The following is a 21,337-nucleotide window of genomic DNA, read 5'->3' on the forward strand; positions in this document are numbered from 1 at the left end:
ACGCGCATGCTCACTCTTGCCCAAGTCGATACCACTTCCACCTTCAGGCTCTGGCCCGAAGCCGCTTCGGACTTGGCCCTGCGCGTCGATCTACTCTTCGCTGGCCTGTTACTGATCAGCGGGGCGATCCTGGCCCTGCTCTTCGTGCTGCTGGCTTATGCCCTCTTTAACTACAAACGCGACGATCAAGGCCTGGGAAAGTGGATCAAGCGGAGCAGCTGGAAGCTCGAACTGGGGTGGACGGTCGTGCCGCTGATCATCTTTCTGGGCCTCTTCGCGTGGGGCGCGCGTCTGTATCTGGTTTCTTATCAGCCGGAAGACGGAGCGCGCGAAATCAACATGGTGGGCCGACAATGGATGTTTCAGGCCTACCACGCGGAGGGCAAGATGGAGCAAAACGCGCTGCACCTGCCGGTCGGCGAGCCGATTACGCTGGTGTTATCTTCGGAGGACGTGATCCACTCGTTTTATGTGCCCGCGTTTCGCGTGAAGCGCGATGTCGTGCCGGGCAAATACGTGCGGCTGACCTTCACGCCGTCCAAGACAGGTCGCTTCCGGTTTTTCTGCGCGGAGTATTGCGGCACCGATCACAGCAAGATGGGTGGCTGGGTCGAGGTGATGGAGCCGGAGGATTTTGCGGCCTGGCTCCAGCAAGACCGCAATACGCCGGGGCAAATGACGCTGGCCGAACGCGGGCAGGAGATCTTTCACACCCAGGGCTGCAGCGGTTGCCACCTTCCGGGCGGTAACGTGCATGCGCCGCGGCTGGAGGGGCTGGCCGGTCGCCGCGTGGCGTTGGCCGATGGAAGCTTTGTGACCGCCGATACCGCCTACCTGCGCGACAGCATCCTCGTGCCCGGCAAGCACATCGTCGCGGGCTTCAACAACGTGATGCCCTCTTATCAAGGCCAGCTAGACGAGGCTCAGCTCGCCGCGCTGATCGCTTACCTGCAATCGCTCGAAACCGGAGCCGAAGACTTTACCCGCTGATGGACAAACCTGCCGACAGTCAACGCCGCGACATCCACCATCCGCCCCGCGAGGTGGAGCCTTCGGCCGAACCCAGCTATCTGGAGCACGACCGTAGCCTGAAGGGTTGGCTGCTCACCACCGACCACAAGCGGATCGGCATTCTTTACTTGTTCACGATCACGTTCTTCTTCGGCATTGCCGCATTCGCCGCCGCCATGATGCGGGCCGATCTGACGACGCCGCAGGGCGATCTGGTGATCTCGGAAACTTACAACAAGCTCTTCACCATCCACGGGGTGCTGATGGTGTGGTTTTTCCTCGTGCCCTCCATCCCGGCGGTGCTGGGCAACTTCCTGCTGCCGCTGATGCTGGGGGCCAAAGACGTGGCTTTCCCACGGATCAACCTGGCGAGCTGGTATGTGTTCGTCGCAGCGGGGCTGTTCACGCTCTACGCGATGGTGGCAGGCGGGGTCGACACAGGCTGGACCTTCTACACGCCCTATTCGAGCACCTATTCCAACGGCCACGTCATCAGCATGGCGATGGGGATATTTATCGCGGGGTTTTCGTCGATCTTCACCGGGGTCAACTTCATCGCGACGGTCCACAAGATGCGCGCGCCGGGCCTGACGTGGGGCCGCCTCCCGCTCTTTGTGTGGTCGCTCTACGCCACCAGCCTCGTCATGGTGCTGGCGACGCCGGTGCTGGCGATCACGATGTTCCTCGTCATGGCGGAGCGCCTTTTCGGGGTCGGCATTTTCGACCCGGCACTGGGGGGAGACCCGATTCTGTTCCAGCACCTGTTCTGGTTCTACAGTCACCCGGCGGTCTACATCATGATCCTGCCAGGGTTCGGCGCGATCAGTGAGATTATCGCCACCTTTTCCCGACAGCGCGTCTTCGGCTACAGCGTGGTGGCGTTCTCCAGTCTGGCGATTGCGGGGCTGGGCTTCCTCGTGTGGGGGCACCACATGTTCGTCAGCTCGCAATCGGTCTACGCCGGGCTGGTGTTTTCGCTGCTCAGTTTCCTCGTGGCGGTGCCGTCGGCGATCAAGGTTTTCAACTGGACGGTGACGATGATCCTCGGGCGTGTGCAGTTCACGACGCCCCTGCTTTACGCGGTGGGCTTCCTCGGGCTCTTTACCATCGGGGGACTCACGGGCCTGTTTCTCGCGACGCTGGCCGTCGATGTGCACGTGCACGATACCTACTTCGTAGTGGCCCACTTCCACTACATCATGGTGGGCGGCATGGTGATGGGGTACCTGGGCGGGCTGCACCTGTGGTGGCCGAAGATCACGGGGCGCATGTATCACGAGTGGTGGGGGCGCATTGGTGCAACGCTGATCTTCATCGGCTTCAACCTCACGTTTTTCCCTCAATTCCTGCTCGGCTACCTCGGGATGCCGCGCCGCTACCATACCTACCCGGAAGAGTTCCAGTTCCTCAACGTGATGTCGACGGCGGGGGCGACGATCCTGGGCCTGGGATACATGCTGCCTTTGATCTACCTCATCTTCTCGCTCTGGAAGGGCGAAAAAGCACCAGCCAACCCCTGGCGCGCGACCGGGCTGGAGTGGACGACGCCTTCGCCGCCGCCAAAGCACAATTTTGAAAAGACGCCGGTCGTCGACCGCGAAGCCTACGCCTACGAAGACTGATGGGACACCTGAGCCAGCAAGTGCACGAAGCCTATCACGATGCGCCGCACGAGAAGCGCACCGGCTACCTCGGCATGTGGGCGTTCCTCAGCTCCGAGATCCTGTTTTTCGGCGCCTTCTTCCTCGCCTACACCGTGATACGGTCCTATCATCTGGAGGGTTTTCGCGAGGCAGCGAGTGAGCTGAGCCTGTTTTGGGGCACGCTCAATACGGCCGTCCTCCTTGTCAGCAGTTATCTCATTGCCTTTGGAGAAAAGGCGCTGGAGGCCCGCAAGATGAAAGCTGGCCTCTGGAGCTGGGGATGCGCGGCCTTTCTGGGGGTCGTGTTTCTCGCGATCAAGCTCTACGAATACTGGGAAAAGGCACACAAGCATCACATCCCAGGCCTCGACTTCAAGGCGGAGGATTTCGAGCACCCGCACAGCGCCGAGCTGTTCCAGTTTCTCTATTTTTCAATGACGGGGCTGCACGCCTTCCACTTGTTCGTCGGCATTTGCTGGATCGGCGGGATGGTGTGGTGGTTCCGTAGCCGCAAGGGCCGCGTGATTCAGCCCACCTACGTGACCTGTGCGGCCCTTTACTGGCACTTTGTCGACCTCGTGTGGGTCTTCCTCTACCCCCTGCTCTACCTGATCCGCGCATGAGCCACCCCGAAGAAGAATCGCCTTCCAACGGCCTGCTCCTGCTCGTGCTGGCGGGCCTGATGATGCTGCTCGTGGTCGCCTTCAGCCTCATCTGGGTGCCGCATGGCTGGTGGAGCCCTGTGCTGGCCATGACGGTCGCGGCGGCCAAGGCGCTGCTGATTATCGTCTACTTCATGCGCGCCCGCTACCACGACCGTAGCTCGTGGCTCTTCATCTTTGGCGGGCTGTTCTGGTTGGGGATTCTTTTTACGCTGACGTTTGCGGATTACCTGACGCGGTAGACACTTAGGCCGCCGCAGGGGCGGTCGCCTCAACTTCACTGAGCAGATATTCCTCGGCCTTTTGGCGCACGGAGTCCTCACGATCCGGGGCAAAGCCGAAGATGCGTTCAAACTCCTCGCGAGACATGCGGTCGGCGTGGCGCTTTTGCACCTGCAGCTCGCGGTAGGTTTCGGCGGGCATGTCGACGACGATATCGGGCTCGACGCCTTTCTGGTGAATAGATTTGCCGCTGGGGAAGTAATAGAGCGCGGTCGTTTGGGTAAACGCGCCGCCGGTGCGCAGGCTGTAGACCGTCTGGACGGAGCCTTTGCCGTAAGACTTTTCACCGACGATAGTGGCGCGCCCCACGTCCTGGAGGACCCCGGACACGATCTCGGAGCCGCTCGCGCTATAGTGGTTGATCAGGATCGCCACCGGGTAGTGGCCGACGCGGTCGGGGGAATGAGAACGGTATTCGACGCGGTCTTCGTCATCACGGCCAGCGGTGTAGACGATCAGCTCGCCCTCGTCGAGGAACTGCTCGGTCACTTCATTGGCTGCCGTAAGGTTGCCGCCCGGGTTGTCGCGCAAGTCGATGATCAGGGCCTTCATGCCGCTCTCCTCCAAGCGGTCGAGCGTTTCGACAAATTCCATCGCCGTGCGCCCGCCAAATTGAGTCAGCCGCAAATAACCGATGCCCTGCTCCGTCAGATCGACATCGACGAGGCTAGGAATGGAGACCGGGGAGCGCACGAGGTTTACGTCCAGCTCGCGATCTTCCAAGGGGCGATAGAGCCCCAATTCGACCGGCTGGCCTTCTTCGCCGCGAATTTCGTCCACCACGGCCTCGACCGAGAATTCGCGCACATCGGTATCCCCCACGCGCAGGATGCGGTCGCCCGGCAACACCCCGCCCTGCTCGGCCGAACTGCCGGGGAAGACGGTCATGATCGCCACCCGGTCCTCAAGTTTCTGGATCTCGACTCCCACACCCACATAACGCTGGTCGGAGCGCTCGCGAAAGGCGGTAAAATCCTCTTCGGAGAAATAGCGCGAGTAAGGATCGAGATTTTCGACCGTGCCCTGCAGCATCTTGTCGCGCAGGTGATTGTAGCGCACTGCGTCGGCGTCGTAATACTCGCGGTGGATCAGGCGCATCACGGCCCCCACCTCGCGCAGCGTCGCCCAATAAGGGCTCCACATCAGCCACGAAAAGAGGCCGAGGATGCAGAGGAAAAGCACACCGGGGGCGAAGTACCGCTTGAACATGAGAGACAGGATGCGGAAGATCGCCCCGGAATGCAATTTCCTGACAGCGCAAATAAGCAATGCCGGCCGGAAATGTGGGCGGCCCTGGAAGCCCGAGCCGATGCCCAAGGGCGGCTCAGTTATCGCGACTTTATCGAAGTGACCCTGTACACGCCCGAGGTGGGCTACTATCGACAGCCGGCGGAGCGCGTGGGAAGGCAGCCGGGCAGCGACTTCTACACCTCCACTTCGCTGGGGCCGATCTTCGCCGAGCTGGTCGTCGCGGCTGCTGTCAAACTGCTGCCGGAGGCGCCCGCGCACTACACCTTTGTCGAAATCGCGGCCGAGCCAGACTCCGGGCTGCTGCACGGGCGCGAGCACCCCTTTGCCGACTACCTACCGCTCCGGCTGGGCCAGGAGCTCAATATCCCGCCTCGCAGCGTGGTCTTTGCCAACGAGTGGCTCGACGCCCAGCCCTTCGACCGCCTTGTCTTCCGCGAAGGCGCGTGGCGAGAGCGCGCGGTGCAACTCCAGCCAGATGCCACGCTCGCGGAAATCGAGCTGGGGCGATGGGATCGCGATTTTCCGGCCTTGGCCCACCCCGCGCCGGAGGGTTACGAGCTGGATCTGCCGCTCGACGCTGTGCAGGCGCTGGAAAGCATTGCCCGACAAGACTGGCAGGGGCTTTTTATTACCTGCGACTACGGGCTGCTCTGGAATGCCCTTGCCTACGAGCGCCCCGCAGGCACCGCGCGCACCTACTCGCGCCACCAGCAAGGCGACGACCTGCTGGAGCGTCCGGGCGAAATCGACATCACCTGCCACGTCTGCTGGGACTGGCTGGAGCAGGCGTTGCGGGACCATCGCTTTGACGCGCACCTGGAGCGGCAGGAGGCTTTCCTGGTCCAGCATGGCACGGCGGCCATCGAGCGAGCGATGCGCGAGAGCCGCCTTTCGCGCGGGGCCTTGCAGGAGCTGCTGCACCCCCAGTATTTCGGGAGCAAGTTTCAGGTGCTCTGGGGAAGCCGATAAGCGCACATACATGAAAAGTTATTCACTTTTTTCCTTGCGGCCCCCGGGGGGCGCGTGCTTTTGTCTACGTTTTTCCCAAGCGAGCTATGGCACGGATTTGTTCAGTAACTGGTAAGCGTCGCGTCAGCGGCAGCAAGATTCACCGCCGCGGTCTCACCAAGAAGAGTGGTGGTATCGGTACGCACATCGCGAAGATCACCAAGCGCACTTTCAAGCCGAATGTGCAGCGGGTGCGCGTGAAGTTGGCCAATGGCCAAACGAAGCGCGTCTGGGTCTCCGCCAAGGCGCTCAAGGCTGGTCTCGTCGAGAAGGCCCTTTAAGGCCCCGACTGCCCTTTCCCTTTCGACCCCCGCCGACTTTGCGCATGCGAAGTCGGCTTTTCGTTTATCCAGACCTTGGCAAATTTCGCCAAACCTGCCGTCTTGGCACAGGAAATGGAGTATATTAAGGTATGAGCAGCTCTCACCCTTACTCCGCCCCCACTTTTTCGACTGCCAAGCCTAAATCCAAAGGTGTCGATCACGCCACTCAGATGGCCGCGTTGCGCCGCGTAGACAAGATCTCACGCCTGATGGATACGGCCTTCAAGGTGCCGATCATCGGTCGCCGCGTTGGCTGGGACGGCATCATCGGCCTCGTCCCCGGCGTTGGTGATACCATTACGGCAGCCATCTCGGCCTACCCGATCGTTGAGGCTTTACGCATGGGTGCGCCGCGCACTCTGGCCCTGCGTATGGCCGCCAACGTAGGGGTAGACTGGCTGGTCGGCAGTGTGCCGATTCTGGGCGACTTCTTCGACTTCGCCTTCCGCGCCAATATCCGCAACGCGGCCCTCTTGCGCCGCTGGCTGGAGAAGGCGTAAAAAAACCACGGGAGAGCTGCCCGTGGTCGAAACCGCTACGCGTTGACCAAGGCTTAGTTGCCTGCGCTCAGTTGCTCAAAGAGCCAAGCCTGCCCGGCCGCCGTCTGCTCCGGATAGGTCCAGTGGTAGGTTTCGGGGTAGAGGTGAAGCTCCGGCTCACGCTTCAGCACATTGTGGGCGGCAAAGGTCGAAGTCGGCGGGCAAACCCAGTCGTTATAGCCAAACGACATCCAACCCGGCTTGTCGAGATGGCGGGCGAAATTCACCACATCGTAGTACGGGATCACGCCATACCACTCGGGGTGCTTTGCCGCGTCATAACGCGAAAAGAGGTGCGGCCAGCCACCGGCTTGGCCCTTGAGATCGCCCAGCATGTCCGACATGGCGGGATAGAAGGAGACATACGCATCCACGTCCGCATGCAGACTGGCGGTGATGATGCTCAGTGCCCCACCCTGGCTGCCCCCGGTCACGCCGATGTTCTCGCCATCCCACTCGGGTAGCGACTGCAGGAAGTCGACCGCCTTGACACAGCCGAGGAAGACACGCTTGTAATAGTAGCGATCGCGATCTTCGGCCTGGTTGACGTTGTAGTCCAGCAAGGCGCCATAGCGGAGGTTGAGGTAGGTTTCTTCCGGGTAGCGCACGGGGATGCCGTGGATTCCGATGTCGAGGGTAATGGCGCCTTGTTCGGCCACTTTGGATGAGCCCGTGTAAGGGCGCACGCCTGCCCCGGGCACGCGCAGGATGGCAGGATACTTCCCGGGCTTTTTAGGTACGCAAAGCACGCCGTAGATGTAATTGCGAGCCTCATTGCGGAAGCGCACGTGGTAGGCGTTGACCCGATCGGTGCTCAGATCGGGCAGCAGCTCGAAGCTTGGCTCCAGCGGCACCTTACGCACCTGCGCGATGGCGTCTTGCCAGAACTGCCAGAAGTCGGCGGGCTCGGACACGTAGGGCGTGATCTCTTCCGGCTCGAAGCCTACGTTGGCGTCGCCGCGGTAGGTCTTGCCCTCGTAGTCGACAAACACGGCGCAGCGCAGGAAACCCGGCTTGTCGCGTCCAGCCGTCTGGATCACCACCCCTTGGGCGCTCGTCGTGGCGTTGCCTTCTTCGGTCGCGTCGAACTGTTCGGGCGAAATTTCGTAACGCAGCGCCAGACCTTCGACCGGGCGCGCATCTTTCAGCGCGTGGACGGTAAAGGTCACCGGAGTGCCAACGTCGTAGGTCCAGTCGGCCTCGTTGGGCGTCACCACGACGGTGATCAGCTCGCGCTCAGGAGCAGCGCAGGCCAGCGTGCTGGCAAGGAGAGTCAGGGTAAGGAGGAGTGGTCTCATATTTATTAGATTCTACGATTCTACAAAGTTGGGGCAATCGCGAAATAGCGAGGGTGTGTTTCAGGCATGCAGTGCGGCGGGGTCTTCCGGCGGAGCGCTGAAGTCGTGTTGAAGGCTGTCCGCCGTGCGGCCGCTCAAGTGGTTCCACCTGCGCAGTTCCGCTTCGCGGGCGTAGAGGGTGTCAAGTTGCGCATCGGTGCACCGCCACTGCCAGTTGCCGCCCTGAGTCCCAGGCAGATTCATCCGCGCCTCCGGGCCCAGGTCGAGCAGGTCTTGCAGCGGCACGACGGCCAGCCGCGAGACCGAAAGCAGCGCAGCGCGCACCAACGGCCAGGCTGTCGACGGATCGCCCCAATCGAAATAGGTCTGCACGGCGGCCTCTTGCCCACCTTGCAGACTGGCTCTCCAGCCGACGGTCGTGTCGTTGTCGTGCGTACCGGTGTAGACGACGCTATGAGCCGGGTAGTGGTGCGGGAGGTTCACCTGATTGGCATCGTGACCGAAACCGAACTGCAGCACCTTCATGCCCGGGAGGCCAGTAGCTTCACGCAGCTCGAACACCTCACGGTCGATATAGCCAAGGTCTTCGGCAATGATCCGGGCGGCCGGGAAGCGCTCGTAAACCGCTTGGAAAAAGTCGAGCCCCGGGCCAGGCTGCCATTGGCCGGTCCGGGCATCGGGAGCGTCACCCGGGATCTCCCAATAGGTCGAAAAACCGCGAAAGTGGTCGAGCCGCACGACATCGTAGAGCGCAAAAGCGCCGGCCAGGCGGTCGAGCCACCAGCGGTAGCCTGTCTCGCGCAAGTAAGCCCAGTCGTAGAGCGGATTGCCCCAAAACTGGCCCAGCTCCGAATAATAGTCGGGCGGCACTCCCGCCGACACCTGCAGGCGACCATCGGCGTGGAGACGGAAGTTTTCCGGGGCGCTCCAGACGTCGGCGCTGTCGTGCGCGACAAAGATCGGCACGTCGCCGATGATCTCGACGCCTCGCTCATGCGCGTAGGTGCGCAAGCGCTGCCATTGGTCGAAAAACCAATATTGGTAGATCCGGCGGCGGCGGGCTTCGGCTTGTACCTCCTCTGGCAGCGAGGCGGGATCGAGGCGATGGAAGTCGCGATATGGCTCCGCCCACTCCGTCCAGGCGCGCCCACCATGGTGGGCCTTCAAGGCCATAAAGAACGCGTAGGATTCGAGCCAGGTGCTTTGGGCGGCCTGAAACGCTTCCCAATCCACCTTGCCGTCTTCCGTGTGAGTGGGGTCGAAGCGGTCGGCAGCCAAGCGCAGAAGCGGCCAGAAATGCCGATACAAACCGCCATAGTCGACGCGTCCGGGAGGCAAATGTTCCAACGGCTGAAGCTCCTCGGGGTGGAGCAACCCTTGCGAGGCCAACTCCGCGAGGTCGATGAAGTAGGGGTTGCCCGCGTAGCTGGAAAAGGACTGATAGGGCGAGTCGCCGTAGCCCGTAGGCCCAAGCGGGCAGATCTGCCAATAGTGGAAGCCGCTCGCCGCCAGCCAGTCGATCAACCGGTGAGCGCTCGCCCCGAAATTGCCGATCCCAAAGCGCCCCGGCAACGACGAAACGTGGCAGAGAACGCCGCTTTGGCGCTGGTTGAGCCATGGCTTGGGTGTGGTGAAAACAGGCGTGCGCGACATGGGTAAGCCTTTCGCGGTCAGCCTAAGGAAGCACGGCCCGGTTTCAAGGCAACGTAGCGTAATCTTCGCTATAGCGTCTGCAATCGCACCTATTAGGCGCACTGCTGCGTAGGTTTGCGACCCCGTCGTGGGCTTGCGGGTGCCGTTTCGCGACGTTCAGCTGGATAGTGGTTGTTAACGTTAAACCCTGCTTCGCATGAACAACGAAACCCATGGGCACGAGGTGCTGCACTTGATGATGGCGATCGGCAAGCCTTTGCCGCGGATGCACTTGAAGATGTGCATGGAATACTACTTCGGTCATCAGGCCCTCTATATCACTTGCCGCGACCCCGAAGGCTTGACCGCCGACGGGTTGATCGACGCCTTCACCGAGCGTGGCCGGATTCAGTTGACCGACGCCGGATATCTGCCGGTGCAAGGGGCGACTTGCCACCACTCGGGCGAGGCGTGCCACCACCATCACCACCATTAGAGCGGAGATTTGGGGGCGACTCGGCTTGCCGTAAGCCGCGCTTTTGGCCAAGGTAGAGCCGGGGATGCCAAAGCGTCCCACCCCTACCCCATGCCCCGCAGCCCCGTTACGATTCGCGACATTGCCAAACACGCGGAGGTCTCGCCCTCTGCCGTGTCACTGGCGCTCCGCAACAGCCCAAAGATCTCTGCCGCCCAGCGCGAACGCATCCAGCAGCTGGCACAGGAGCTGGGCTACACGAAGGACCCGCATGTGACGCAGTTGATGGCCCACTTGCGGCAGTCGCGCGCCACGCGCTCGGCCGCGACGCTGGCGGTCTTGATCCCCGAAATCGGCACGGCGGAACAACAGAGTTACCACCCAATCCGGGCTTTGCTGGAGGGTATCCGCGATCAGGCGGGCCGGATGGGCTTCGAGCTCGACGTGTTTCACCTGGCCGACATGCAGATGTCTTCCGCCCGGCTCCGTAACATCCTGATCGCACGCGGGATCAAGGGTATTATCGTGCTGCCCTTCCGCAGCGGCGTCGGCCGGATCGACTTCGATTTTTCGGGCTTCTGCGCGGCGACAGCGGGCTTCAGCATTATCGACCCGATGCTTGACCGCGCCTGCCCGAATTACCTGCAAATGATGGATGAGTTGCTGGAGCACCTCTGCGCGCAGGGCTACGAACGTATCGGGCTGGTCATGACGTATGGGGAAGGCGGCATCGGCCAAAAGCTCTTCACCTCGTCGTTTCTCTTTTTCCAGACCAAGATCGCTGCAGCGCACCACATCCCCATCTTGCCGAAAAAGGAGATCTCCGACGAGAGCCTGCAGGCGTGGATTGAGCAGTATCGCCCGCAGGCCATCGTTGGCGCGGGCAGCGTCTACCAACGCCTCGCGCGACTCGGCTACCGCATCCCGGCAGACGTCGCCTTTGCCAGTATCGACCTCTCCGAACCTCCGGTCGAGGCCACCGGGGTCAATCACCGTTACCGGCTGATCGGGCGCGAAACGGTTTCGCTGGTCGCGACCAACCTGAATCTCAACCAGACAGGCGTGCCGGAAAACCCGCGCGTCGTGCTGGTCGATTCGCACCGGCGCGATGGCTTCAGCCTACCGCCTTGCGGGAGTGCCATCCCGGTGCGCTTGCGCACGACGGTATCCGAAAAAATGGCGCGGCAACAGGAAATCGCCGCGCCAGTCTCGCCAGCCTAGGCCGCTACGACGCGACCTTCGACTCGGCGGACGCCGTACCAGATTGCTCCGCCAAGGAGGAAGAGCATCGCAGCGAAGGTCAGCAGCACGGCAACCTTTTGCGCGACCGTAACCGCAAGCACCGTCATGACGGCCCCCAGCACGAGCACCGACCACGCACAGAGCTTGGCCGGCAGCAGCGAGGCCACAATGGGGTTATCGGCAGCCAACACTTTGGCTTGGGCGGCGTGCGCCTGGATCTTGCGATAGCCGGGAGCTTCCTCGCGGCCGAGCGCTTCGGAAAGACCGAGCACGAGCAGCGCGGTAACCGAGCCTACCACGAGATCGGTCACGTTCTGGTTGTGCTGGACCAGCGAGGTGATGGGCCGCAGCAGCTCTACATCGAGAAAACCGCCCGCCGAAAGGCCGAACTTGGCCACCACCGCCGCCGAGCCGCCGATGATGGTAGCGGCCCAAGCCGTCTTGAGGCTGATCTTGCGCGAAAACAGGCCCCAGATGGTCGGGAGTACGAGCGGCCCCGTCAACATGGCCGTGAGCGAGATGATATAGCCCGTGTAAGTGCCAGCGCGCGGGATGATCATGGCCCCGGCGACGATCATCATGCCGAGTGCGACAGTGAAGATGCGCCCCATCGCCACCAGTCGCTTTTCGCTGGCCTGCGGGTTGATCAGGTTGCGGTAAAACTCGTTGGTAAAGGCCCCCGCGTAAACGTTAAGCTGCGTCGTAACCATGCTGGCCGTGGCGGAGGTCATCGCCGCTACCATCAGGCCCATCATGCCGACCGGCAGCACTTGCTGGCAGGCCAGAATGTAAGCACGCTCGCCCAAGGCGTTGACCTCCGAGGGGCTGAGCCCCTCCGGGATCGGCGAAACAAGGCGGTAGGCCATCGGCGGCAGCATCCAGAAGATGGGGCTGACGAGATACATGATGCCGAAGAGGTAGGTGCTCTTGCGGGCATCCTTCTCCGTCGGCACGCACAGGAAGCGCTGCACAAAGGTCCAGTCTCCCCCGATCTTGAAGTAGTGGACGACCACCCAGCCCGTGAGGAACCACCACGTATAGTCTTGCGCCACCGGCTGCCAAAAGCCTTCCGGTGCCTCCGTCAACATGCTGCCGAGCCCGCCCGCCTGCATCAGGATCAGCGGCACAACCACAATCACCGACACCGTCAGGATGATGAACTGCAGCACATCGGTCATCAGCACCGCCCACAAGCCGCCGCCAAAGGTAATCAGGATGACCACGCCGCAGATGAAAATGGAGGTGTAGGTGACCGAGAGGTTGCCGGTGGCTGGGTCGGCCAACGGGTGGTCGATCCCCAGCGGCACGAGCGTGCAGACAATGACGGACAGGGCGTAGACCGAGCCGCCCATGGTGAAGAGGTTGATCAGCCCTTGCAGCCAGGTGTAGAACTGCACGATGGAGTTGCCGAAGCGCAGTTGCAGGAACTCGGCGGCGGAGTTGACGCCTATACGCTTCCACACCCCCGCCAGCGTGGCACCCACAATCAGCGCCGCCACCCCGTAGCACAGGCTGATGGCGACGGCAACAAAGCCGTAGCGGTACGCGATGCCACCCCACACGACAAAGGTGCCGGCGGAAAACATCGTCATGAAGGCCGACAGGCCCGAGACCCACCAAGGCGATTGCCCACCAGCGGCAAACATCTCCTGCGAAGACTTGTTGCGCGAAATGAACGACGCGCCCATCGCGATCAGGCCGATCACATACAGCAGGATGACGAAGTAGTCGGGCGTGCTCATGCGCGGAGGGAGGGCAGCGGGAGGAGTGTGGCGGGGCCGTAGGCGCGCACCGTAAAGAGCGCGGCGGGCACTTGGGCGCTGGGGTGCGTCAGCTCTACCCGGAGGCAATCGGTTTTCCAGCCTCCGTCAAAGGTAATGTGCACGAGCGTCTGGTGGTTGTCCGCCACCTCGGCCACCACTTTGCCCTCTTCGTCGAGGATGCGGCAGGCGGGCACCGTAAACGGCATCGCCGCCTCTGGATGCCCCATCAGTACCGACTCCATCGCGTGATCGAAGTCGGTATCGAAGGCCAGCACGAGAGCGTGCAGATCTTGCGGCGCATCCCAGCGCAGCTCCAACGTGGGGCTGGCGTCCTGCGGGTCGGCGATCCAGGCGTTGGGCTGATGCGTCGGCCTCTCGAAGCCGGAGCGGAGCTGGGCCGCATCGCACACGAAGATCGGGCGGTCGAACTGGAACGCCAGGTTGTGGCCTTCGGGGCGGCGGCGCGGCGTCCAGAACTCGAAACTATCCACGCCTGAGCCGGCGGGAGCCTCTTGGCGGCCATTGTTGGAAACCCGCTCGTTCACGCCGTTGTAGACGGTGAGCAGCCCGGTCGCACGCGTAGCGGAGGATCGCAAGGACACGCCCTCGGTCGCGAGGAAGCAGACGAAGACGTAATCGGCGCGCGGCATAGGAGTGCTCCAGCGCAGCGTGAACGACTGCTCGCCCGGCTGCAGGGAGATCGTCTGGCGTTCCAGCACGTCTTCCGGCGTGTAGTGACCGGCGCGGTGACCAAGGCGTAGCTCGACCGTCAACTCGGTGGCGACGTCGGCCTGGGCGGTGAATGTCATGCCTGGCAGCGGGCCTTTTGGGGCGGGTAGCATTTGGGCAAGCGATTCGTGCAGCGTCTGCCAAGGCCCGTCGGCTGGGAGCTGCAGAATAGCCCACTTGCTGGAGGTGCTGAGCTGGGCCGACGCGGCCAAGTCGTGCGTATCGTGCAGCGGCACTTCGGGGATGTGTTGACCGATGCGTTGCAACGCGGCCTGCAGGGGGGCGAAGTGCTTCGGCGCAGCCATTTGCGAGGGCGCAACACCTTGCCTTCGGGCCTCGACTACCGCCAGCGCGGTCGCCTGAGCGAGGTAGCCGCAGGTGGCCATAACGCGGGTCGAGCCAAAGGCCGAGTGCGTGGCGCTGATGATCCGCCCGCCGAGCACGAGGTTGTCGAAATCGCGCAGCAGGGTCGCCCGCAACGGGATCTGGTAGACGCCCTTGGAGTGCCACTGGCTGCAGCCCGGCTTGTTGGAATAGACGCCATCGGCAGGGTGCAGGTCGAGCGCCCAACCGCCATGCGCCACCGCGTCGGGGAAGGTGCGCTGCTCCACGATGTCGGGCTGGGTGATCATGTATTGCCCCTCGAAGCGGCGGCTCTCGCGCTTGCCGGGGATCATGCCGACCCACTCCAGCGTGTGCGTCTCGGCCTCGGGGAACTCCCCCGAGTTCTTGATGTAGTCCCAGATGCCGTAGACGATCTTCCAAAGCTCCCACTTGATCTGCTCGGTCTCGTGGATCGTATCGAGGCGGCCCCCGTATTCGACCCACCATAGCTTGCAGCCGTATTCCTTGAGCTTGATGTTGCGGAAGCGCGGGATTCGGTTGATGTCCTTCAGCGCAAAGGAGGGGGCGTGATACTTGACCGGCCTGCCCGCGTCCTTGCTGTAAAAGTAGAGCGAGTGGCCGAGCAGGTAGCCGTAGTCTTCGGTGGGCGCGAGGCCCTCGCCAAACTCGTCGACCGTCTCGGCACCCATGCGGAAGGGAGCGCCGGCAAGAAAAGCCACCACGCCGTCGCCCGAGCAGTCCATAAAGTCGCGGCCGCGCAAGATGTAGCGGGTGGCGTTTTGCGAGCAGAAGGCGACGACGGCGGCCAGCTCGCGCTCGTTACGTTTCTCGACTTCGTAGACGCAGGTGTTGAGCAGCAGCTCGATGTTGGGCTCGCTGCGCACCATGTCGAGCATGAGCGCGTCGACGAGCAGCGGGTTGCCCTCGGGGTTGCGGAAGACGTTCTCCACCAGCAACTCACCCATTACCCCACCCTCGCGGGACCAGCGGTTGTTGTTGCCCATGTGGGAGGTGGCGCCAAGCATCCAGAGGCGGACCTCGCTGGAGGCATTGCCGCCCAGGACGGAGCGGTCTTGCACGAGCACGACCTTGAGGCCGGCCCGGGCAGCGGTGATCGCGGCGCAGACGCCTGAAATCCCGCCCCCGACGATCACCAGATCGCGCTCGAGGGTTTGCGTCCGCAGCTCGCGCCCAGCGTGGGTCAGCGGCTCGCGAAACATGCGCTCATCCCCCGTCGCAGCGGTGGATTGGGAAGCAAAATCGTTCATAAAAGCTTTCAATAAAGGGGCCGTAGAAAGGCGCTAGTGTCTGATCGTCTGGGCGTTTTCACAGTGGCACCCTTTCTGGGTGCAAACTGGTCCGGTTACGATCCGGTGGTGTCGGACGCATGCGTCCTCAACCACCGGCTAAGTTATGGCATCCCTCCGGGATGCTGGATCATCCAGCAAGCCAAAGGCTTGCCACCCCTTAGCCCGGGGTTGAGGGCCGCGAGAGCGGACCGACACCCCGGGTTCCCGAGCCCAAGGATGCACCCTGAAAGGGTGCCACCCCTAAACGCGCTAACGCTCACATAAATTGAATAGGCCTTCGTCATTGTTCACACAACTTGAGGCTAGCGGCGCATGGTCTGAATCTCGCCGCGCTGACGCTGGCCATCGGTCGTTTCTACCGTCAGGCGAAACTCGAAGGTTTGGGTGTCGTCCGGCAGCGGCACCGTCCATTCATAAGGGAAGGCCGCGTCTTCGAAGGCCTGCCACTGGTCTCCCTGTCGCACTTCAAGCGTGGCTCGGGCCACCTGGGCATCGTCCTGACGGAGGTAAAGGTAGGCGTTGGTGCCAACGGTTTGCCCCCAGTCCATGATGATGGCACGGGCGTCGCCGGTGGGCAGTTCGCGATAGTGGTCTCGCCAGGCGTCTGCCGTCTGAAGATCAAGCAGGCTTTGCTGGAAGGCGGCTTGCGGCTGCACACTTTCGACCGACAGGGCGACGAGCCCGCGCGGCGGCACGGTGACGGTCAACTGGCCGCCGCGAAGCGAACGCTGCCGCTGCGACTTGCCATCGACCCAGCTGCGGACCTTGTAATCGCGACCGGATTGCAGGCCGAGGCGTTGCGGGTCGAGCGTCACCGTAGTCTGGACCGTTTCGGTCGACTCGTTCATCAGCGCGAGATAGAAGCTGCCTTCGCCCCGGGCGCTAACATGGTTGATCTCTGGCGACTCGACCTGCACGAGGCCTTTCGGCATCCAGAGGATCGCGTCGTCGTGGCCGTAGAAGGTACCGGGCTGGTGGCCGTAAAACTTGGACTTCAGGTAGGCGTAGCCCTCGATGTATTCGGAGGGAAAGTCGATCTGGCCGTCGCTGCGCGCACTGGCGTCGGACACCAGGTAGTCGAGCAGGATCGACATCATGGGCCAGATGTGGTTGTAGTGGAATGAGTTGACGCTCAGTTCGTCGTGACTGCGCAGCGGGTAATCCGCCTTTTCGTAGACTGTCGTGCGGGCGGTATTGATGTGGTAGCCCGGGAAGTTGCGGTAGCGACCAATCACGGCCCAGCGGGCGATGTCGTGCAAGTAAGCGTCGCCCGTGGCCTCGGCAATACGGAGCATCCAAGGGGCGTAGTTGGCCATGAAGATGCCCCGGTGGCCGTTGCTCGTGCCGGAAGACTCCGGCGTGAGGCCGACCGCCGAGAGGCGCCAGGCGGGGGCGAATTCCTCCGGCAGCTCGATTTGCTTAGCCCCCTTGCTGGCCAGATACCAGTAGACGGGGGCCTTGTTGCCTTCGTTGACCCGCACCAGCTCGTCCGGCACTTTCGGGCTCATGAAGGTGTAGAAGGCATAGCGGCGGGCGCCTTCGTGAGCGGCCTGCAGATAACGCTCATCACCCGTCGTCTCGTAAAGCTCGAACAGCTCGATCCAGTTGGCGGTAAATTGGGTCCAGAAGAAGGCTCCGCCACCGAAGTCCGTCTGCGCCTGGTCAATGCGTTTGCTCACATAGCGGTCGGCATCGCGCCGCATCCGCTCGCCAAACCGCTCGTCGTCGGTCGCCCGATAGAGCATGAGGCTGTTTTCCCAGCGGTCGCCCTTCTCCTCCACGTCGAGGTTGAGCGTGCGGGTGGTGCCATACATCTGCTCGGCCAGATCGCGAAATACGGGATTGGCGCGGTGGCTGATCTCGTAGAGCGCCACCAGCTCGCTGACGGGCGCGCTGGGGCCGGTCATGTTGCGCGAAGGGTTCTGGATCTTTTGCTCTGGATCGAGAGAGAAGAGGAACTTCTCGCGCGAGAGCAGGTATTCCATGATCGGATAGGCGCGCTGGGTGAAGATCGTCTCGTCGTCGCGGATCAGCGCCATGTTCAGCGGGTTGAGCGACGACACGTTCTTGACCGCTCCGGGCACATCGGTCGAGTAGCTGCAGCCCTTCAGATCGAGGTTGAAGTGGCTGTATTCACTCATCCCGTAGTCGACCATGCGGTCGAGCGCGTCGTTGAGGGAGCCGAGGGCGTTGTGGCGCTGGTCGCGAAAGCCGTAATGCTCACGGGCCACATATTCGTAGGTGTCGAGGATGTCGTCGTTGCGCAGGAGCAGGCGGACGGAAAAGCGATAGGGCTCACCCGGCTCGCGCAGTGACTCGATGCCGCCCAACAGGGGCGCAAAGAGGTAGGGTTGCGCTTGCCCTTGGGCGTTACGGACCCCAATGCCGAAACGGCTGTTGGTGATCATCGGCAGCGGGCTGAAGGGATATTCTTCCGCATTCGCCAGCACGCCCCAGGTCTGACCCTCGTCCATGACCAGCGCGGAAGGGATAGGCGCGCGAAAAGCGGCCGTCAGGTAGCTTGCCTCCGGGAAGCGTTTCTCCTGCCACAAAAGGGGTTGCCAGACTTCATCGACTTCCGCCAGAGGCTTGGCTGGAGCACCGAGATAGCCGATCGAATAATAACCCGGCTGACGAGCATCCCAGGTGTAAGTCAAAACGGGGTCGCCCGCGTCGGGCAGGCTCAACTCGGCCTGCAGGGTCCCCCACTCCGTCGGAGCGAAGTCCCAGACGATGCGGTCGCCCACTTCCCGGTGTGCGACCGGGCTCAGGCGTTGGCTGTCACCCGCATAAAAAACGTCGGCGGTGCGCGACTTACTGCTGCCGAGCAGTACGCGGTCGTCAAAGCCGTCGCCCTGCTGGGAGACGTCGCGCTTCACCTGCCCGAGAGCCGCATCGGCGCTGCGCAGGTTGGGATTTTCCCACGAAAGCAGGTTGTAAGGCACCTTCAGGCCGCCCGGGCGCAAGGCCATCTTCGGGTCGTTCGGCTGGTGCAGCACCAAAAAATCGAGGGTAAAGGTCTGCGGCTGGCCACCCTGGGGGCGGACTTCGATGCGGTGCGAATCGGTCACCGTCACGCGGAAGTCGTCGTTTTCCAGTTTTTGGGCGGAAAGGGTGCCCGCCACGGCGCAGGCGAGAGTCGTGAAGGTGAACTTGAGCAGGTGCATAAAAACGATGGCGTAAAAAGGGATGGGAGGGGCGTGAATCTGGTCTCCTTGTACGCCTCCCCACTGCTGGACGTACCGCCCCTCCCGTTGTCTGATACCTCAAAACCAAGATTAGAAGCTGATCGAGTAGCTGCCCCGGACTTCGGTCGGCAGCCCCTCGCGCCCTGTAACGGTGAACCAGCGCTCGTCGAAAGCGTTCTTCACCGTGAGGCGGGCCGAGTGGTAGGTCTTCCGGTCCTCACCCGTGCGCCAGGTATAGCCGACATAGAAGTCCCACAGCGTGACGGCCGGGCGGATTTCTTCGATGCGGCTGGTCGTTTCGGTGCCAGCCTGTGAGGGCTGCGTCGGGGCGGTGTAGCCCTCTTCGCCCGTCACCTGCGAGGCCACACCGCCAAAGCGGGCGTAATACTCGTCGGTGTAGCGCACGGCAGCGCCGAATACTACCCCGTTGAGCGGGCCTTCCTTGATGCGGTAGGTCAAGGTGGAGCCGATGTTCCACTCGGGCGCGCGGAGCAGCTTGCGGCCTTCGATCTCCGGCGAATTGGGCGACTCCTTGGTAAAGGCATCCACATAGCCCACCGCGAAGGTGAACGAAAGGTTTTCGGTCGGGTCGCCGTAGATTTCGAGTTCGTAACCCTCGGAGCGTTCTTCGGCGAGGCCGAGAAATTCCGGGATGCCGGGCGGGATGTTGCCCTCGTCGTCGAGGATAAACTCCGGGTTGTCGACCGAGATGTTCTCGCGGGTGATCTGGAAGGCGGTGGCCTGCCAGTAAATCTTGTCTTGCAGCAGCTCGCCCTTGAAGCCCGCTTCGTAGCCCTGACCTTCGACGTTGGGCACCAGTTCGTTCGTCCCGCGGTCGAGCGAGGGCTCCGAATCGACCGCCCACTCGAACGAGGTGGAGTGGTTGGCGAACGCGATCAGGCGGTTGTCGAGGATCTTGTAGACGAGGCCCAGCGAGTAGGTGGTGGACTCTTCATCGGCATCGGCTGGGCTGGCCTTGGCCTTCGTATTGTCGGCCGACGAGCTGAACTCGGTGTGCGTGGAGGTATCTTCGTAGCGCAGCGAGCCGTAGCCGATCAACTTACCCTGCAACATGGCAAAGCGGTCGCTGATGAGGAAGCCGTAGCGCTCGCGCTCGTCGAGGTGGTAGCGTCGCTCACGGGTCAGCAGGTTGTAATCGTAAGCGATGCCGTAGTCCGGATCCGAAAGGTCGAAGCGATTGTAGTCGGGGAAATATTCGGCGCGGACGCCGGGCTCCATGCTATAGTCGCGGCGCTCCATGCTGCGGTCCATATAGTCGACCGAGACGAGCAGGCTGTTTTCGAAGTTGGTCCAGCGGTTGCGCAGGATGTAGTCGAGCTGCAGGGCCACGGCCTCTTCCGGTTGGAGGTGGACGTAGGGTTCGCGGGCGTAAACGGCCGCAGGATCGTCGACGTAGAAGGCGCTCGCGCCAGTCGTGAAGCGCCAGTCTTCGAAAGTGCGGTCCCAGTACTGGGCGTTGAAGCGCAAGCCGGAATTATCCGTCAGCTCGTGCTCGACGCGCAGGTCGAGGGTGGTGATCTCGCGATTCACTTGGGCATTCGGGCCGTGGTAGTTGAAGCCGCTCTCGACCAGCTCTTCATTGATGCCGCCGATCACGTTGCCGTAGCTTTGGCCGTCGACCGGGCTCACGAAGTTTTTCCAGCGGTTGAGGTACCCGCCAAAGCCACGATTCTGGTAACGGTTGAGCTGCTCGCCTTCGATCGTGATCGTGGTCTTCTCGGTCAGCTCGTAGGTCCAGGCCGTGCTGAGCGCGTAGGTGCGGGTGAAGAAATAGTCCTGCACGCCCCGGGTGTTGGTGAAGGAGCCGTCGACACGGTAGTAGAGGTCGTCGGAGACGATGGACGCGGGGCCGGTGTTGTGCAGCTCGAAACGGGTAAAGTCGAAGCTGCCGTAGATGCCAACGAGCTTGGTGTGCGGCTTGCGCGCGGGCTTTTTGGTGATGTAGTTGATCAGGCCACCCGGGTTGGAGCGCCCGAACATCGCAGACAGCGGGCCCTTGATAATCTCGACCCGGTCGAGGTTGACGACTTCGCCCACTCCGGTGCGCTCGAAGCCATTGCGGAAGGTCAGCGGCACGAAGCCACGGAGGCGACTGCCGCCCCCACCACCGGCTTCGACTTCGCCGGAGAGCCAGCTGGCCACAAACTGGCCCTGTTCATCGGGATCGAAGAGTTGAAAGTTGTTGATCATCTCCGGCTTGAGCACGGACACCTGAATCGGCAGCTCAGTCAGCTGGGTATTGATCCGGGTGGCGCCAAGGGACTCCTGGGCGCGGTAAGACTCGTCGTTGGCAGAGGTCTGAACGGCAAAGGCTTCGAGGGTGTAGACGTATTCGTCTTCCGGCAGATCGCTGTCTTGAGCGAACCCGGTGGCAGCAAAGCCCAGAGTCGCAGCAGCCATCAGGCTATACTTTAGGTAGTGAGACATAGTAGGGGTAGTTTTGGGAGTTTGGGGAAGACCTTGCGACTATGAGGCGCGGGGCAGCGGTCGCCAAGGTCTGCCTGCACTCTGCTCAAATCCCCTCAGTTGCCGAGACGCGAAATGGTAGACAGTTGACTTTGTGTAAACAAAGAAACGCCCGACTTGAACTGTCGGGCGCTTGGGATTCATCCTGC

Annotated in this window: 16 protein-coding genes; 9 read left to right on the forward strand and 7 right to left on the reverse strand. The window is 62.3% G+C overall.

Translation table 11 applies throughout. The features are described from left to right. The first annotated feature begins 6 nt into the window (after nucleotides 1–6). The 4 genes from coxB to Q7P63_17000 are packed head-to-tail and all read left to right on the forward strand — an operon-like array spanning nucleotide 7 to nucleotide 3,558. A complete protein-coding gene (coxB, locus tag Q7P63_16985) occupies nucleotides 7–990 on the forward strand; it encodes a cytochrome c oxidase subunit II (protein ID MDP0501792.1) in 984 nt (327 codons plus the stop codon). After that, nucleotides 990–2,633, forward strand: coding sequence for a cbb3-type cytochrome c oxidase subunit I (locus Q7P63_16990; GenBank protein MDP0501793.1), 1,644 nt, complete (start codon nucleotides 990–992; stop codon nucleotides 2,631–2,633). Before coxB ends, Q7P63_16990 begins: the two co-directional genes overlap by 1 nt. Beyond that, on the forward strand, nucleotides 2,633–3,277 hold the full coding sequence (locus Q7P63_16995) for a cytochrome c oxidase subunit 3 (protein ID MDP0501794.1): 645 nt from the start codon (nucleotides 2,633–2,635) through the stop codon (nucleotides 3,275–3,277). The genes Q7P63_16990 and Q7P63_16995 overlap by 1 nt, the downstream gene beginning before the upstream one ends. Then, entirely contained in the window at nucleotides 3,274–3,558 is a 285-nt protein-coding gene (locus Q7P63_17000; protein ID MDP0501795.1) for an oxidase, read from the forward strand. The genes Q7P63_16995 and Q7P63_17000 overlap by 4 nt, the downstream gene beginning before the upstream one ends. A 4-nt stretch (nucleotides 3,559–3,562) precedes the next feature. Here the strand turns inward: Q7P63_17000 and Q7P63_17005 are convergent, their stop codons facing one another. Continuing rightward, nucleotides 3,563–4,807, reverse strand: coding sequence for a S41 family peptidase (locus tag Q7P63_17005; protein MDP0501796.1), 1,245 nt, complete (start codon nucleotides 4,805–4,807; stop codon nucleotides 3,563–3,565). Between the two features lie 72 nt (nucleotides 4,808–4,879). On the opposite strand from Q7P63_17005, the gene Q7P63_17010 reads away from it, so the two are divergent. The 3 genes from Q7P63_17010 (at nucleotide 4,880) to Q7P63_17020 (ending at nucleotide 6,680) form a co-directional block, all read left to right on the forward strand. Next, a complete protein-coding gene (locus Q7P63_17010; protein MDP0501797.1) occupies nucleotides 4,880–5,818 on the forward strand; it encodes an SAM-dependent methyltransferase in 939 nt (312 codons plus the stop codon). A gap of 86 nt (nucleotides 5,819–5,904) precedes the next feature. After that, a complete protein-coding gene (gene rpmB / locus Q7P63_17015; protein MDP0501798.1) occupies nucleotides 5,905–6,138 on the forward strand; it encodes a 50S ribosomal protein L28 in 234 nt (77 codons plus the stop codon). Between the two features lie 131 nt (nucleotides 6,139–6,269). Continuing rightward, the gene (locus tag Q7P63_17020) at nucleotides 6,270–6,680 is read left to right on the forward strand and encodes a DUF4112 domain-containing protein (GenBank protein ID MDP0501799.1); all 411 of its coding nucleotides are present in this window, start codon (nucleotides 6,270–6,272) and stop codon (nucleotides 6,678–6,680) included. Nucleotides 6,681–6,733: 53 nt separating this feature from the next. Here the strand turns inward: Q7P63_17020 and Q7P63_17025 are convergent, their stop codons facing one another. Both Q7P63_17025 and malQ read right to left on the reverse strand, forming a co-directional pair. Further along, a complete protein-coding gene (locus tag Q7P63_17025; protein ID MDP0501800.1) occupies nucleotides 6,734–8,017 on the reverse strand; it encodes an acetylxylan esterase in 1,284 nt (427 codons plus the stop codon). Nucleotides 8,018–8,077: 60 nt separating this feature from the next. Beyond that, a complete protein-coding gene (malQ, locus tag Q7P63_17030; GenBank protein ID MDP0501801.1) occupies nucleotides 8,078–9,670 on the reverse strand; it encodes a 4-alpha-glucanotransferase in 1,593 nt (530 codons plus the stop codon). Nucleotides 9,671–9,866: 196 nt separating this feature from the next. On the opposite strand from malQ, the gene Q7P63_17035 reads away from it, so the two are divergent. Both Q7P63_17035 and Q7P63_17040 read left to right on the forward strand, forming a co-directional pair. Beyond that, entirely contained in the window at nucleotides 9,867–10,145 is a 279-nt protein-coding gene (locus Q7P63_17035; GenBank protein ID MDP0501802.1) for a DUF2492 family protein, read from the forward strand. A 90-nt stretch (nucleotides 10,146–10,235) separates the two neighbouring features. Continuing rightward, nucleotides 10,236–11,345 (forward strand): LacI family DNA-binding transcriptional regulator, encoded by a 1,110-nt coding sequence (locus Q7P63_17040; GenBank protein ID MDP0501803.1) that lies wholly within the window; start codon nucleotides 10,236–10,238, stop codon nucleotides 11,343–11,345. Here Q7P63_17040 and Q7P63_17045 read toward each other — a convergent pair. From Q7P63_17045 to Q7P63_17060, 4 genes are all read right to left on the reverse strand, one after another. Further along, nucleotides 11,342–13,108 (reverse strand): sodium:solute symporter family protein, encoded by a 1,767-nt coding sequence (locus Q7P63_17045; GenBank protein MDP0501804.1) that lies wholly within the window; start codon nucleotides 13,106–13,108, stop codon nucleotides 11,342–11,344. The two genes, Q7P63_17040 and Q7P63_17045, sit on opposite strands and share 4 nt — an antisense overlap. Then, a complete protein-coding gene (locus Q7P63_17050; protein MDP0501805.1) occupies nucleotides 13,105–15,471 on the reverse strand; it encodes an FAD-dependent oxidoreductase in 2,367 nt (788 codons plus the stop codon). The genes Q7P63_17045 and Q7P63_17050 overlap by 4 nt, the downstream gene beginning before the upstream one ends. 344 nt (nucleotides 15,472–15,815) lie before the next feature. Next, nucleotides 15,816–18,680, reverse strand: coding sequence for a hypothetical protein (locus tag Q7P63_17055; protein MDP0501806.1), 2,865 nt, complete (start codon nucleotides 18,678–18,680; stop codon nucleotides 15,816–15,818). A 111-nt stretch (nucleotides 18,681–18,791) separates the two neighbouring features. Next, entirely contained in the window at nucleotides 18,792–21,149 is a 2,358-nt protein-coding gene (locus Q7P63_17060) for a TonB-dependent receptor (GenBank protein ID MDP0501807.1), read from the reverse strand. Between the last annotated feature and the right edge of the window lie 188 nt (nucleotides 21,150–21,337).

It is taken from the genome of Verrucomicrobiota bacterium JB022 (genome assembly GCA_030673845.1).
Classification (GTDB): domain Bacteria; phylum Verrucomicrobiota; class Verrucomicrobiia; order Opitutales; family Oceanipulchritudinaceae; genus WOUP01.